Below are 13,757 nucleotides of genomic sequence, written 5' to 3'. Positions count from 1 at the left end.
TTCAGCCCGTTTCACAGCGAGTGTTTCGGCAACGACACAGACTGCTGTATCAGGCGCCGTCCGGCTTGCCGATTTTTTCCAGCGTCTGCTCGATGAAATCCCCGTCAGCGTCGGTAAAGCGCAGTCGCACCGGATACCATTCCAGCGATGGCGCCAGCCAGATGTCGAGCTGCTGGCCCTTTGAGTCCGGCGGCGTCGCACGGGTGATATGGATGGTGCGCTGGACCCCGAGCGGCGTCGTCAGGGTTTCGGCGCGCGCCACCTTGAAGGTCCACGGCTCGGCATCGCGGGCGCCGGCGACAAACAATTCCCAGACCGACTCCGGCTTGAATGCCGCCGCATTGGCGCGCGCAATGGCGATCAATTGCCAGATGGCGCTGCTGCGGTCCTGTTCGCCACCAAGTAGCGGAAAGGTCGGTGCGGCGGCATCGGCAAAGTTGATCGTCATGCCGGTGCGGTTGAAGGTGGTGGTGGTGGCTTCCTTGCGCCAGCGCTTTTCGGTAAACGCGGCGGGCGCCAGGCCGAAGGCATCGATCGTGCCGTTGCTCCTGGCTTCATTGATCTTGCCGACCAGCGCGGAGCGGGTTTCGGTGGCGATGGCGTATTTGTCGCCGCCGTTGAGCCACTTCAGGGTGGACTCGCCACTGAGTGCCAGTCCGCTCTGCTGGGCCCGCACCGAGTAGCGCAGGTCAGCCGATGGCGGCAACTTGAAGGTGCGTTTTGGGGCGGCATGCTGGGCGCTGGCCGACAGGCAGCTGGCCAGCAGCACCGCAGCAACGGTGAGGGTGCGTAACGAGGTAAAAGACATGAGACTCCGTTCGTGAATGGAAAGTTATTGGGCCGCCAGCGGCGTGATGGATGACATCGACATGTCGAGGTAATCGCCATTGGTCTCGGTTTGGCGCAACTTGACCGGATACCATTGCCGCGACGGCGCCAGCCAGATATCGACCTGGGTGTCGTAGGAGCCCGGCCGCGGCATGCGCAGCAAGTGCCAGGCCGTCAGGTTGTCGCCGCCGGCGTGGATCTGCTCTTCGCCGACCACGCGGATGCGCCAGGTTTCGGCGTCGCGCACGCCGGCAACGAAGATGTCGAATTCGCTGTCGGTGCTGAACTGGCTGGGGTCGCCACGACCGATGGCAGCCAGTTGCCAGATGATGCTGGCGCGATCCTGTTCACCGCCGGCACGCGGGTACGACGCGGTCGACGCCGAGAAGCTGATGCGCCCGGCCTCGCGCTGAAAATGGGTATTCGTTTCGGCCTTGCGGAAGCGCTTCTCGCTGTATCGCAGCGGCGTAATGCCATCCTGCTCGATGCTGCCGACGCTGCGAAAGGTCAGCACGGAAAAGAAGAGCACGCCGGCTTCGCCATCGATTACGTAGTTGTCGCCGCTGCTGCGGAATCCGATCTTGCCGCTGCCATAGACCAGCTTGCCATTGCGCAGCGCCTCGACGTCGTACTTCAGTTCCGCGGATGGTGGCGCCTGGGTTTTCAGCACGCGGGGTGGCGGCGCTTGTGGCGTTTCCGGCGCTGGCTCGGGCACCGGTTCCGGCGTCGGCGTTGGCTCCGCCATGGCCACCCCAGGTGCGCCCTGCGGTTCGGACTCGACGGGTTGTGCCGGCGCCGGCGGCGCGGCCGATTGCGCCACCGCAGGGCGCGGCGCGCGCGGCTGGCGCGGCACCGGCTTCGGCTTCGGCGCGGCCGGTTTTGGCGGCGGAGGTGGCGGCGCAGGCACGGCTGGCGGCTCCAGTGTCGTCAGCAGCACCGTCTCGGTTTTCTGATGCGGCCCGGCCGGACCAAGGCGGCCGGTGGCCCAGTCGAGCAGCAGCAAATGCAGCAGCAGCGACGCGATCAGCACCGCCAGCGGACGGAGCCAGCGTCTGCTTGAGTTGTCAGGGCGTGCCGGTGTAATCATGCCCGCAGTGTAAACGCTGCCGGCGCGGTCGTGCTCGCGGCGTAACAGGGTGAATCAATTGACCGCGAATGGCGTGCTCCATTTGACCGTCTGTTTGTCGCGGTTCTCTGCTAACCTGTACTTTCACTCTTGGGGAGATTCGCATGAACAAGCCTACGATGCCGGGTGCAGTCACCGACACCCTCGAATTCATGAAAAATCTGTGGGGCGGCTCATCGATGGCCGGCATGAACTTGCCCGGCATGGTGATGCCAACCCTGTCGCTGGAAGAAATCGACAAGCAGATTGCCGATCTGAAAGCTGTCGAGAGCTGGTTGACGCTGAACATGAACATGCTGCACGGAACCATCAAGGCACTCGAAGTCCAGAGTGCGACGATTTCTGCGCTGCAGTCGATGAGCGCCAACTTCACCGCGGCCATGCAGCCGACCGAGTCAAAGACGGCCGACAGTCAGGCCGCGTTCAAGTCACGCTTTGCGCAGCCTGCCGAGGTCAAGCCGGAACCCGAACCAAAGCCCGCCAGCGAGCCGGCAGCGAGCGCGGCGGAGCCAGCCCCAGAGATACCGCCGATGGTCAACCCGGCCGCGTGGTGGAGTCTGCTGCAGGAGCAGTTCAACCAGGCCGTCGCCAGCGCCATTCCGGTGCCACAGCCGGCCACGGCGAGCGCCGCCAAGCCGGCCGCCAACGCCTCTGCCAAACCGAAAAAAGCTGCAGCACCGGCCAAACGCAAGACCGTGCGCAAGGCTGCCGCCCCGGTAAAAAACGGCACGCCCTGAGCCGGCCGCCTAGCCTGGCCGCGCGGGCGCTGCGGCCTGGGTCAGTCGCAGGCTTGGCGCGACCAGCACGGCCAGCACGCTGAACGCCACCGCCAGATAGCCAACCAGATTGTAATGTTCGATCTGGCCGGTGGGCGAGCGGTGGATGATCAGCCCGGCCACCAGCGACGCCAGTCCGGCGAACGCCATCTGAACCGACGACACCAGGCTCATGAAGGTGCCGCGCACTTGTGGCGCTGCGACCGCGCTGATCATCGCCATGGCCGGCACCATGCGTCCCGGCACGAGGATGAAAAAGATCGTCGAGTTGATCAGCACCAGCCACCACGCGATCGGCACCAGATGCGTGGTGATCAGGATGGGCACCAGCGAGATCAGGGCGACGCGGCGGAAGATGATCATCTTGCCGTGCTGGTCGGCCATGCGGCCAATCATTTGCGAGGTGAAGAAGGTCGCCGCGCCACCGCACAGATAGACCAGCGTGATGAACGACTCCGGCAGTCCGACGTTGCTGGTCATGTACAGCGCGATGTAGGGAATGACGGTAAAGCCCCCCATCATCATCATCGCCATGAAGGCGAATGCCTTCAGATGTTCGGGATCCTTGGCGACAACAAATATCTGCCGGAAAATCGAGCCCTCGCGCGGCCGGTTCATGTGACCGGTCAGGTTGGGCAGGAGCTTGTAGCCGATCACAAAGATGATCGACGACAACGCAACAATGAAGAAGAACGGTGCACGCCAACCCAGCGCCGGAATGTGATTGGCCAGCACCAGCCCGAGTGGAACGCCGGCCACGGTCGACAGCGAAAATGCCGCCATCACGGTACCCATCGCCTTGCCACGCCGCTCGAACGGAATCACATCGGCCACCATGGTGCTGACCATCGCACCAAGAATGCCGCCGAACGCACCGGCCATCGCGCGCGCAATCAATAGTTGCGGAAACGTCTGTGCCAGGCCGCAGCACAACGTCGCCAGCATGAACAGCACATACAGCGTCAGCATCAATTTGCGACGATCGAAGCGGTCGATATAGGTGGCCGCGAGCAATCCCGAGATCGCCGCCGTAAAGGTATACGACGACAACAACAGCCCGAACTGATGGGTGTCGATATGCAAGACCCGGATCAGTTGCGGACCGAGCGGCATCATGATCATGAAGTCGAGGATGTGGGTGAACTGGATGCCTGCGACGGTGAGCAGGAACAGCCATTCATTGCGCGGCAACAGGCGGGTGGGAGCGTGGGTCAAGGGGTGGCGCACAGGTTGGGAAGAGAGCGCAGATGGTAGCAGCAGCGCGGTCTTTTTGCTGGCCGGGTTGTTCAGCGGCGAGGGCCGCGCGGCATTACGCCGCGTCAGCCCTGCCCGGCCCGTTTCAACAGCCGCATCAGGCTGCCCAGCACGGGCAGTTTTTCATACAGCTCTTCGGCCGCGTCCCAGTAGTCGCGATGCAGGGTGACTGCGCCGGCGGCATCGAAACGCAAGTGCGTGGCGCCGTGAATGCATTGCTCGTCGCGCGAAAAACGCTTCATGCGGAACAGGAAATCCCAGGTCAGAAAGGCCTGGTCGTCTTGCAGCACCTGCGTCGTGATGACGAAGCGCGGCGCCTCCACCTGCACGAACATGTGGGAGAAAATCCGCTCGATGGCGGGCACGCCGTGCACCGCGTTGAACGGGTCCTTGAAGCTGGCATCGACGCTGTAGATCTGCGCCAGCTGGGTGCTTGAGGCAGGCGTCAGCGTTTCAAAGAATGTCACGACGCGTTGCAGATCGGCAGCGTGCTTCATAGACCGGTAACCTTGCGAATCAATGGGAAGTACCAGCGATACGGCAACAGTCGTGCCAGTCGCAGCAGGTTGGTAAAGCGCTTCGGAAAATGAATGTGGAACTGCCCCGCCTCGAGACCGGATACCAGGTTCGTGGCGGCGGTCTCGGCACTGATCAGGGCCGGCATCGTGAACGTGTTGCCGGCTGTCAGCGGCGTTTTCACAAAACCGGGATTGATCAGATACACCGCCACGCCGCGTGGATGCAGGTCGAGGTACAGCGACTCGGCCAGATTGATCAGCGCCGCTTTGGTCGGGCCGTAGACCAGCGCCATCGGCAGTCCGGTGAAGCCGGCCACGGATGCCACGATGCCGATCCCGCCGCTACCCCGCGCCAACAGATCGGGCAGCACGGCAGCAAGACAATTGAAGACGCCGCGCAGGTTCAGATCGATCAGCTGGTTGGCCTTGTCCAGATCAAAACTGTCGGCACGCATTTCGTTGTAGCCGCCAGCCACTACCAGCACCAGATCAATGCCTTGCCATTGACGCAGGATCTGCTCATGGGCGGCGACCACCGTGGCATGGTCCGTGATGTCCAGTGGCACGGCCATTGCCGACGCGCGGCCAGCGGCAATGGCCTGCAGTGGCGCGAGATGGCGCGACGACAGCGCCACCCGCGCCCCCTTCTCGAGCAGCTGGCGCGCAGTTTCGGCGCCGATCCCGGTCGAGGCGCCGATTACCCAGACACGCTGACCGGTCCAGTCGCGGATCGCCGGATTCATCATGGCCGTTTGGTGAAGGACAGCGTCACATCACCGACGTGAAAGCCATACTTCGACATGGCTGCGCGATTGAGCATCACGCGCTGGTCCATCAGATACATCCAGTCTTCCATATCAACGTTGATGATCTTGCCGTCGACCGGCAGCGCCAGCACGTATTTCCAGCGCAGCGCGTTGCCTGCCACTACACCCTCGGCCTGGCCGATCACATCCGCCGCGGTGCCGGTATAGGTTGATGCGCCCGTTTTGGTGAGGGTCCAGATGCGCCTCTGGCGGGTGCCATCGGAGTAGGTGAAGTCTTCGTCAAGGGTGCCGACATCGCCCTTCCAGCTGCAGACGATGACCACGGCAAAGCGTTTGACGACAGCGCCGGAGCGGTCCTGGAACATGCCCTGCGCATCCAGCGTGCCGTTGAAATACTGCTGCAGGTCGAGGGCCGGCTTCTGGTCGGCATAGCGGCTTGGCTCGACCGCGCTGCAACCGGCCAGAATGGCCAGCGCGGCGGCGAGGATAAGTTTCAGAAAATGCATGGTGGTCTCCCGGTTTTAAATGTGGTGCAGCGGCGCGCGCCACAACAGCGCCGCAGCAATCAGTTTCAGTGCGCACGGCACCAGCGCATACGCCACGCTCAGTGCCGCGGCTCCGGCCGCATCCTGCACGCCGGGCACGTAGCCAAGTCGTGCCAGCAGCGGCAGCGAGACGCCGGCGGCCAGCGCCAGATTCATTTTGGTAGCCCAGCTCCAGGCGCCGAAATACACGCCCTCGCGCCGGCCGCTGTCGCCGGCCTTGCCAATGACGGCGGCCAGCAGCGCCGGCGGCAGCGCCAGATCGGCGCCCAGTGCGATGCCGGACAGCGCGCAGATCACACCAAACGCGACTCCGTCACCGCTGTGCAGGCCATAGGCCCAGACGAACGCGGCGACCGCCAGCAACATTGCGCCGAGCCAGGCACGCGCTTCGCCGAAGCGCTTTGCCAAGGCCACCCACAGCGGCATCGAGGCGGCGGCGGCGACGAAATACAGCACCAGGAACAGGCCCGCGTATTGGGCAAGTTGCAGTCGGTCGCTGGCAAAAAACAGAAACAGCGTGGCCGGGATTGCTGCCGCAATGCCGTTGACCAGAAAGACCGCGAACAGCCAGCGAAACAACCGGTTGCGAAACGGGTGCAGGAGCTCCGGCAGCAGCGTCGCCGACCAGCCGGTTTGCACCGGCGCAGACCGGCCCGGCAGCGGCGCCGAACGCGCCAGCAACAGCACCGCAACGGCGAGCAGCAGCAGGAATGCCAGCGTCAATCCCCACGGTCCCGCGACCGCAGGCAGGGCCGCGGCAATGACCACGCCAACCAGTCCGAAACCTTCGCGCGCGGCGGTCAGGCGGCTGCGCTGCGACTGCTGCTGGGTCAGCGCGGCGCCCCAGCCCTGATGGCTGATCGTGGCCAGGCTGAAGCCGACATACACCACCAGCAGCGCGGCCAGGAACCAGCCGATCACCGCGTGGCCCGACAAATCCGGCGGATGGAACAGCGCGATGAATCCGAGCGCCAGCAGCGGCACTGCGCCCAGCACGAAGCGGCGATACGCATCGGCGTGGCGACTGCGGTCGATCCACAAACCCAGCGCCGGATCGAGAAAGGCGTCGAACACGCGCGCCAGCAGCAGGACGATGCCGATCAGTGTCAGTGACAAGCCAAAGCGGGTCGCATACAGCTGCGGCACATAGACGTACACCGGCAATGCCACCATCGCCAGCGGCATGCCGAACAGGCCATAGGCCAGCAAGTCGGTGCGCGACAGCGCTGGCTGCGGGTGCCTCATTGGCGCGCCGGCGCGTCAGGCAAGAGCGCCTTGCGCAGATGCGGCGCAGTGGTCTTCGGGTCCAGCCAGATCGCGAAAAAGCCGCGCGCAAAGGCCGGATCGGCAATCTCGCCCAGGCGTTTGCCATCGAGATAAAAACGCGCCCCAAGGCCGGGCAGGAAGACGCCGGTGATGTGCGTTCCGGCCTGCACATCGGGGAACAGCGCGGCCATTTTCTCCAGCCATTCGGCGCGTTGCTGGGCGCTGCCAATTTGCAGCTTGTCGAGTTGATCGCGACTCGATTCGGCAATTTTCCTGCCGTTCAGTGCGCGCGCGTACTGCAGGTCCAGCGCCAGCGGCGCGGCCTCGGGTTGGGCGGCATCGTAGCCGCGCTTGCCGACCCACAGTTGGGCGTCGTAGATGTGCAAGCCGAACCAGCGGAAGGTGCCTTCGCCGGACAATCGCGCAGCCGGAATTTCCATCTCGATGTGGGCTGGCGCGGCCAGTGCCGACACCGCCAGCAGCAATCCGGACAGCAATCCGAGCAAGCGCAGGGGCAGCCGCGCAATCATGTTTTTTCGAGCGTGAACTGGGCCACGTCGATGCTGCCGGCGCGAAAGCCACCTTCGGAATAGGCCAGGTAGAACTCCCAGGTGCGCAGGAAGCGGTCGTCGAAACCCTGCGCCCTGACGCTCGGCATTTGCTCGTTGAAGGCGCTGCGCCATTCGGCCAGGGTGCGGGCGTAATCGAGCCCGAACTTGTACTCGTTGACGACCCGCAAGCCATGCTGCGCGGCGCGTTCGCGGAACACCTTGGGCGACGGCAGCATGCCGCCCGGGAAGATGGTTTGCTGGATGAAGTCGGTGCCCTTGCGGTAGCGTTCAAACAGCGCATCGTCGATCACGATGCTCTGGATGCAGGCGCGGCCGCCCGGCTTCAGATTGCGCGCGATGCAGTCGAAGTAGCTCGGCCAGTAGGCCTCGCCCACCGCCTCGAACATTTCGATCGAGGCGATGCCATCGAACGCGCCGCGGGTGTCGCGGTAGTCCTGCAGCAGCAATTCGACCTGATCGACCACGCCGGCCTCGGCCAGGCGCTGGCGCGCGAACTGCAACTGCTCGGTCGACAGGGTCAGGCCGGTGACGCGCGCGCCGTCTTCGCGCGCGGCGATCTCGGCAAAGCCGCCCCAGCCGCAGCCGATTTCGAGGATGCGGGCGTTGCTGCCGAGTTGCAGTTCGTCGAGGATGCGACGGTACTTGGCGCGCTGGCCGTCCTGCAACGAGCCGACATGGCCGTCGGCAAACAGCGCGCTCGAATAGGTCATCGATGGGTCCAGCCAGAGCTGGTAGAAGTCGTTGCCGATGTCGTAGTGCGCGTGAATGTTCTTGCGGCTGCCGGATTTCGAATTGCGGTTGAACAGATGCTTGATCCGGTACAGCAGGCTGCCCCACCAGGTGCCGTAAATCAGCGACTCGAACGCTTGCCGGTTGCGGATGAACACTTCAACCAGCAGCGGCAGGTTGTCGGTGCGCCATTGGCCGTTGACGAAGGTCTCCGCCACGCCGATGTCGCCCGACTTCAAGGCGGCCTGGCAGACTTCCCAGTTGTGCCAGGTCATCGTCGCGGGCGTCGAGGCATCGCCAAACCGGGCAGCCTGGCCGTCTGGAAATTCCACCACGATGGCGCCGTGGGTGATTCGACGCAGCAGTTGCACCACAAAGCGTGCCTGTGGCGGAAAGTCGGCGGTCGACAATTGGTCGTGCGGTGCATCAAAGGAACAGGTAGTGGTATTCATCGACTGAGCGGCTCGGAAGGTGGCAGGGGTTTGGAGATAAAAGGCACGCGTTTGACAAACAGTTTCAGTGCCTGCCAGTGAATCCGCACGACGACGCCGATCGTCATCAGCGGATAGGTAAAAAAGGCAGTCGCGACCGCGGTGTTTGATAACTTCGCTGCGGAACCGGAGATGCTGGTCAGCAGCAGCGGACCGCTGGCGTCGTCATGGTCGATGCAGGCCAGGGTGCGCTCGCTGGCGCCGCGCAAGGAGCGCATGAAGCGGAACCGGTAGCCGCCTTCGATCTTGCAAAATGGCGATACATGGAACTGCTTGCGCGCGCGCAGTTCGACGCCGTTGCCGATGGCGGCGCCGGTGTCGAGCAGGTAGCAGTGCTTCTCGCCGAAGGTGTTGCGCACTTCGCACACGACTGCCCGCAGTGTGCCGTCAATGCGATGGCAGAACCAGAACGCAACCGGGTTGAAGACATAGCCGAGCACCCGCGGGAACGCCTGCAACCAGATTTCGCCGTCGGCGTCGGTGATGCCTTCGGCGCGCAGCAGCCCGTCGATCCAGGGCAGCAGGGCTTGCTTGCCGTCGCCATGATCGCGATCGTGGAAGGACAACAGGTTGAAGCGATTGCGTGAGAACAGGCGCGGACCAAATGCCCCGGCGCCGAGTGTGCGCAGCGGCAGCCGCAAAAAATAGACGCCGTAGTCGAAGGCATTGGTGGTCGGTCGCAGGCGTCGGTGCCGCACTGTGCCAAAGCACAGTTGCGGCGCGACGACGGCGTTGTCGGTGCGGGTTTCCATGTCAGGCGGTGATGGCTTGCCGCGCGGCGATGGCGGCGATGGATTGCGCGACCTGCTGGCCGGATTTCAAGCCGTCTTCATGGAATCCGTACCCGGTCCAGGCGCCGGCGAACCAGGTGTTCTTGCGCCCCTGGATCGTTTTCAGCTGGGTTTGCGCAAGAATGGCGGGCGCATCGAAAACCGGATGGGCGTAGTCGAACTGGCCAAGGATGCTGGCCGGGTCGGGTTGGTCGATCGGGTTGAGCGAGACGATCACCGGGGTCTTGAAGGGCAGCGGTTGCAACTGGTTGATCAGGTAGTGCACGCAGACTTTCGGCGTGGCCGCATTGGCGCTCTGGTAATTCCACGCCGACCAGGTTTTGCGGTTCTTTGGCAGGCAGCTGGCATCGGTATGCAGTACCGCGCGATTGGGTTCGTAGCGCACGCTGCCGAGGATCAGGCGCTCGGTCGGGCTGGCGTCCTTGAGCAGTGACAGGCTCTGATCGCTGTGACTGGCCAGCACCACGTGATCGAACAGTTGCACGTTGTCGTCGGTCTCGACGGCGATTTGTGCCCCGCGCGAAATCGACCTGACCGGCGTGTGCAGCGCCTTCTTGTCGATGCCGGCCAGCAGCTTGTCGACATACTGGCGCGCGCCGCCCTGCACGGTTTGCCATTGCGGCCGGTCATTGACCTGCAACAGCCCATGGTTGTGACAAAAGCGCACGAACGTGGAAAACGGAAAGGCGAGCATCTGGTCGGTCGGACAGGACCAGATGCAGCCAGCCATCGGCAACAGATACCATGCGCGGAACTGCTCGCTGTAATTGTTCTGATCGAGAAAAGCCCCCAGCGACACGGTGCTGCCTAGATCCTCGCCCGACAGCGCCATCGCAGTGGCTTGCTGATTGAAGCGCAAGATATCGCGCAACATCAGCAAAAAGCGCGGGCTGAGCAGGTTGCGGCGCTGCGCGAAGACGGCGTCGAGATTGCCGCCGGCCCATTCAAGATTGCGCTTGCCGAGTGGCAGCTTGACCGAAAACGACATGTCGGTCGTCACCGTCTTGACCTGCAATTCACGGAACAGCTCGACGAGGTGCGGATAGGTCTTGTGATTGAACACCAGAAAACCGGTGTCGACGCCATACGTGTGACCTTCCATCGTCACGTCGACCGTGTGCGTATGTCCGCCAAAATAATCGTTGGCTTCGAACAGGGTCACGTCCTGACCCGCCTGCGACAGCCGGTAGGCACACGAGAGACCGGCGATACCGGCTCCGACAACAGCGATTTTCATGAATGCAGCTCCCGCCAGGATGGTTGATGCAAGCTGATACGCCCGGCTTGTTCGAATGGATTCAGCGCAGGCATCATGGCTTCTGGCTTAATGCCTTTTCGATGGCGGCTACGAACGCCGGGTTTTCCGGCTCGACCTCGCTGGGGAAACTCTGCACCAGCGTGCCGCTGCGATCAATGAGGTACTTGTGAAAATTCCATTTCGGCGGTTTGCCGGTCGCCTTGAGCAGGGCTGCATACAGGGGATTCGGGTTCGGACCGGACACCACTGACTTGGCGAACATGGGAAATTTCACGCCATACGTGTTGAAGCAAAACTCGGCGATCTCCTTGCCCGAGCCGGGTTCCTGCTTGCCAAAATCGTTCGACGGAAAGCCCAGCACGACCAGGCCGCGGGATTGATATTTCGCATGCAGTGTCTCCAGTCCCTGGTACTGGCTGGTAAAGCCGCAATAACTGGCCGTGTTGACCACCAATGTGACGCGGCCCGCATACTGGCAAAGATTTTGTGGTGCTTCGTCCTGCAAGCGATTGAACTGCTGCTGCAACAATGCCGGGCAGGACGGCGACTGCGCCATCGCACTGTGATGCCATCCCGTCAGGACCGCCGCGCAAACCAGCGTTGCAGTCAAAAGTTGCTTTAGGTTCATGTTTGTATACTCACTGGTATTATTCTGTACTTCGAAGTCTATACGATTTTTTGCAAACTGCCGCTTTTTCGCAGGACCGGATATTGCGGCTGATCTTACGGGTAAAGGAAAGTCTTATGCAGACCGTTTTCGGTGACTGGTTAATTTCGTGATGCGCCGACTGGTGCTGATTCTGGGCGACCAGCTGTCCCTGGCCAATCCGGCCCTCGACGGATTCGATCCGCAACAGGACGCCATCGTGATGATCGAAGCCGCCAGTGAAGGCATGGCGGTGTGGTCGCACAAGGCGCGTATCGTGTTGTTTCTTTCTGCGATGCGGCATTTCGCTCTGGAAATCGGCGCACGCGGCTGGCCGTTTATTTATCTGAAGCTGGACGATCCGCTGGCCGGCGACTTCGCAACGCGGCTGCAGCTGGTGCTGGCCGAGCATCAGCCGCTCGCGCTGGTCGTTGCCGAGCCCGGCGAATGGCGCATGGAGCAGATTCTGCGCGACACCTGCACGGCGACCGAGACACCGCTGCGGATACTCGATGACACGCATTTCCTGTGCAGCCGTATCGAGTTTGCGGTCTGGGCCAAGGCGAAAAAAGAGTTGCGCATGGAATTTTTTTATCGGGTCATGCGCAAGAAACATGGCGTTTTGATGGATGACGGCCAGCCTGCCGGCGGTGAGTGGAACTACGATGCCGAAAATCGGAGCGGCTTTCCGAAGCGCACCGGACCCGGCGCGATCCCGGCGCCGGCGCACTGCTTGCCGGATGCGCTGACGCGGGAAGTGATCGCATTGGTGGAAGCGGAGTTTTCCGATCATCCCGGGTCAACCGCCGATTTCATCTGGCCGGTTGACCGGGCCCAGGCACTGGTTGCGCTGGAACGCTTCATCGAGACCCGGCTGGTCGGTTTCGGCGCCTGGCAGGATGCGATGTGGACTGACACGCCATTTGGCTGGCACGCCCTGCTGTCGACCAGTCTGAACCTGCACTTGCTGTCGCCGGCGGAAGTCATTGGCGCGGCCGAAACGGCCTATCGCGACGGACGCGTCGCGCTTGCCAGCGCCGAAGGCTTCATTCGGCAAATTCTTGGCTGGCGTGAGTTCATCCGGGGCGTGTACTGGCTTGATATGCCCGCCATGAAACAGGCCAATCATTATGATCACCAGCGCCCGCTGCCGGCTTTCTACTGGACCGGCCAGACCGGCATGGCATGCATCAAGGCCGCGGTCATGCAAACGCTGCAGTTCGGTTATGCCCATCATATCCAGCGTCTGATGGTGACCGGAAACTTCGCCTTGCTGGCCCAACTCGCGCCGCGCGAAGTCACCGACTGGTACCTCGCAGTGTACGTCGATGCGGTCGAATGGGTGGAGCTGCCGAACACCGCCGGCATGGCACTGCATGCACTGGGCAAGCGGTTCACCAGCAAGCCGTACATTGCCAGCGGCGCCTACATTCACCGGCAGAGCAACTACTGCCAGGGTTGCAAATATGATCCGGCGCAACGGACCGGACCGGCGGCCTGTCCCTTCACGACGTTGTACTGGAATTTCCTCGATCAGCACGAAGCCGAATTGGCGGGTAACCCGCGCACCGCATTGATGGCGAAAAATGTCACGCGATTGTCACCCGATGAACGCGCAAGTATCCGTACACTGGCGGCGCAAATGCTGTCTGCGCCAGACGCACTGTGAACGCTGGCGCACAGACCCGGGATGAAAGTTCATGCTGTCATGATGGGCAACTGCACGGCGTTGGTGCACTTCAGGATTAAAAAGTGGTTGATGGTAGGATGCGGCCACAATTTTACTGATTCGAACCGATGCCAAACAAGCACAACGCCGACCGCCGTCATCACATCCCGAAGATGTCATTCAAGGTTCAAAACTGGCCGGACTATGAGGCCGGTTTACGGCGACGCGGCAGCTTGACGTTGTGGATAGAAGAGGCGGTACTGGATCGGTGGCAAAGCGTCGGGCCGCTCGGTCAGGCACGCTATATGGAGATCGCCATCGAGACGAGTTTGATGCTGCGCGCAGCCTTCAAAATGGCGCTTCGGCAAACCGAAGGATTGATGAGTTCGGTGTTGGCGTTGATGAACCTGACGATCACAGCGCCGGGGCGTTGGTGCACTTCAGGATTAAAAAGTGGTTGATGGTAGGATGCGGCCACAATTTTACTGATTCGAACCGATGCCAAACAAGCACAACGCCGA

At 62.4% G+C, this 13,757-nt stretch carries 14 protein-coding genes and 1 pseudogene; 3 read left to right on the top strand and 12 right to left on the bottom strand.

Annotated features, from left to right (window positions below; translation table 11 throughout):
- Window positions 1–49: 49 nt before the first annotated feature.
- Both RCH09_RS00075 and RCH09_RS00070 read right to left on the bottom strand, forming a co-directional pair.
- Window positions 50–808, bottom strand: a complete 759-nt coding sequence (locus tag RCH09_RS00075; protein ID WP_326938966.1) for a DUF3108 domain-containing protein — start codon at window positions 806–808, stop codon at window positions 50–52.
- A gap of 24 nt (window positions 809–832) precedes the next feature.
- On the bottom strand, window positions 833–1,915 hold the full coding sequence (locus RCH09_RS00070; RefSeq protein WP_326938965.1) for a DUF3108 domain-containing protein: 1,083 nt from the start codon (window positions 1,913–1,915) through the stop codon (window positions 833–835).
- Between the two features lie 143 nt (window positions 1,916–2,058).
- Between RCH09_RS00070 and RCH09_RS00065 the strand changes: the two genes are divergently transcribed.
- Window positions 2,059–2,691 (top strand): PhaM family polyhydroxyalkanoate granule multifunctional regulatory protein, encoded by a 633-nt coding sequence (locus RCH09_RS00065; RefSeq protein WP_326938964.1) that lies wholly within the window; start codon window positions 2,059–2,061, stop codon window positions 2,689–2,691.
- Window positions 2,692–2,700: 9 nt separating this feature from the next.
- Here the strand turns inward: RCH09_RS00065 and RCH09_RS00060 are convergent, their stop codons facing one another.
- From RCH09_RS00060 to RCH09_RS00015, 10 genes are all read right to left on the bottom strand, one after another.
- Window positions 2,701–3,945, bottom strand: a complete 1,245-nt coding sequence (locus RCH09_RS00060) for an MFS transporter (protein WP_326938963.1) — start codon at window positions 3,943–3,945, stop codon at window positions 2,701–2,703.
- Between the two features lie 104 nt (window positions 3,946–4,049).
- Window positions 4,050–4,481 carry a nuclear transport factor 2 family protein gene (locus RCH09_RS00055; protein WP_326938962.1) on the bottom strand — a complete coding sequence of 144 codons (432 nt, stop codon included), beginning with the start codon at window positions 4,479–4,481 and terminating at the stop codon, window positions 4,050–4,052.
- The gene (locus RCH09_RS00050) at window positions 4,478–5,245 is read right to left on the bottom strand and encodes an SDR family NAD(P)-dependent oxidoreductase (RefSeq protein ID WP_326938961.1); all 768 of its coding nucleotides are present in this window, start codon (window positions 5,243–5,245) and stop codon (window positions 4,478–4,480) included. The genes RCH09_RS00055 and RCH09_RS00050 overlap by 4 nt, the downstream gene beginning before the upstream one ends.
- Entirely contained in the window at window positions 5,245–5,775 is a 531-nt protein-coding gene (locus tag RCH09_RS00045; RefSeq protein ID WP_326938960.1) for a DUF3833 domain-containing protein, read from the bottom strand. Before RCH09_RS00045 ends, RCH09_RS00050 begins: the two co-directional genes overlap by 1 nt.
- A gap of 15 nt (window positions 5,776–5,790) precedes the next feature.
- Window positions 5,791–7,059: an MFS transporter gene (locus RCH09_RS00040; protein WP_326938959.1), complete on the bottom strand. Its 1,269-nt coding sequence runs from the start codon at window positions 7,057–7,059 to the stop codon at window positions 5,791–5,793.
- Window positions 7,056–7,610, bottom strand: coding sequence for a chalcone isomerase family protein (locus RCH09_RS00035; protein ID WP_326938958.1), 555 nt, complete (start codon window positions 7,608–7,610; stop codon window positions 7,056–7,058). Before RCH09_RS00035 ends, RCH09_RS00040 begins: the two co-directional genes overlap by 4 nt.
- Entirely contained in the window at window positions 7,607–8,833 is a 1,227-nt protein-coding gene (locus RCH09_RS00030; RefSeq protein WP_326938957.1) for a cyclopropane-fatty-acyl-phospholipid synthase family protein, read from the bottom strand. The genes RCH09_RS00035 and RCH09_RS00030 overlap by 4 nt, the downstream gene beginning before the upstream one ends.
- On the bottom strand, window positions 8,830–9,624 hold the full coding sequence (locus tag RCH09_RS00025) for a DUF1365 domain-containing protein (RefSeq protein ID WP_326938956.1): 795 nt from the start codon (window positions 9,622–9,624) through the stop codon (window positions 8,830–8,832). The genes RCH09_RS00030 and RCH09_RS00025 overlap by 4 nt, the downstream gene beginning before the upstream one ends.
- Window position 9,625: 1 nt before the next feature.
- Window positions 9,626–10,900 carry an NAD(P)/FAD-dependent oxidoreductase gene (locus RCH09_RS00020; RefSeq protein ID WP_326938955.1) on the bottom strand — a complete coding sequence of 425 codons (1,275 nt, stop codon included), beginning with the start codon at window positions 10,898–10,900 and terminating at the stop codon, window positions 9,626–9,628.
- Window positions 10,901–10,973: 73 nt separating this feature from the next.
- The gene (locus RCH09_RS00015) at window positions 10,974–11,549 is read right to left on the bottom strand and encodes a glutathione peroxidase (protein ID WP_326938954.1); all 576 of its coding nucleotides are present in this window, start codon (window positions 11,547–11,549) and stop codon (window positions 10,974–10,976) included.
- 151 nt (window positions 11,550–11,700) lie between these two features.
- Here RCH09_RS00015 and RCH09_RS00010 point away from each other — a divergent pair, with 151 nt between their 5' ends.
- A complete protein-coding gene (locus tag RCH09_RS00010; protein WP_326939291.1) occupies window positions 11,701–13,236 on the top strand; it encodes a cryptochrome/photolyase family protein in 1,536 nt (511 codons plus the stop codon).
- A 128-nt stretch (window positions 13,237–13,364) separates the two neighbouring features.
- A pseudogene (locus RCH09_RS00005) lies at window positions 13,365–13,661 on the top strand (transposase); the annotation flags it as partial.
- Between the last annotated feature and the right edge of the window lie 96 nt (window positions 13,662–13,757).

Origin of the sequence: Actimicrobium sp. GrIS 1.19, assembly GCF_035984655.1 — a bacterium.
In the GTDB taxonomy this organism is placed as follows: Bacteria; Pseudomonadota; Gammaproteobacteria; order Burkholderiales; family Burkholderiaceae_D; genus Actimicrobium.
Note: the sequence above shows the minus strand (reverse complement) of the source record. Positions and strands in the feature narration are given on the sequence as shown.

Excerpts from the sequence above, each read along its gene's own strand:
- RCH09_RS00010 (WP_326939291.1), top strand. The coding sequence starts at position 11,701 with ATGCGCCGACTGGTGCTGATTCTGGGCGACCAGCTGTCCCTGGCCAAT.
- RCH09_RS00025 (WP_326938956.1), bottom strand. The coding sequence starts at position 9,624 with ATGGAAACCCGCACCGACAACGCCGTCGTCGCGCCGCAACTGTGCTTT.
- RCH09_RS00075 (WP_326938966.1), bottom strand. The coding sequence starts at position 808 with ATGTCTTTTACCTCGTTACGCACCCTCACCGTTGCTGCGGTGCTGCTG.
- RCH09_RS00055 (WP_326938962.1), bottom strand. The coding sequence starts at position 4,481 with ATGAAGCACGCTGCCGATCTGCAACGCGTCGTGACATTCTTTGAAACG.
- RCH09_RS00050 (WP_326938961.1), bottom strand. The coding sequence starts at position 5,245 with ATGAATCCGGCGATCCGCGACTGGACCGGTCAGCGTGTCTGGGTAATC.
- RCH09_RS00030 (WP_326938957.1), bottom strand. The coding sequence starts at position 8,833 with ATGAATACCACTACCTGTTCCTTTGATGCACCGCACGACCAATTGTCG.
- RCH09_RS00020 (WP_326938955.1), bottom strand. The coding sequence starts at position 10,900 with ATGAAAATCGCTGTTGTCGGAGCCGGTATCGCCGGTCTCTCGTGTGCC.
- RCH09_RS00045 (WP_326938960.1), bottom strand. The coding sequence starts at position 5,775 with ATGCATTTTCTGAAACTTATCCTCGCCGCCGCGCTGGCCATTCTGGCC.
- RCH09_RS00070 (WP_326938965.1), bottom strand. The coding sequence starts at position 1,915 with ATGATTACACCGGCACGCCCTGACAACTCAAGCAGACGCTGGCTCCGT.
- RCH09_RS00065 (WP_326938964.1), top strand. The coding sequence starts at position 2,059 with ATGAACAAGCCTACGATGCCGGGTGCAGTCACCGACACCCTCGAATTC.
- RCH09_RS00015 (WP_326938954.1), bottom strand. The coding sequence starts at position 11,549 with ATGAACCTAAAGCAACTTTTGACTGCAACGCTGGTTTGCGCGGCGGTC.
- RCH09_RS00040 (WP_326938959.1), bottom strand. The coding sequence starts at position 7,059 with ATGAGGCACCCGCAGCCAGCGCTGTCGCGCACCGACTTGCTGGCCTAT.
- RCH09_RS00035 (WP_326938958.1), bottom strand. The coding sequence starts at position 7,610 with ATGATTGCGCGGCTGCCCCTGCGCTTGCTCGGATTGCTGTCCGGATTG.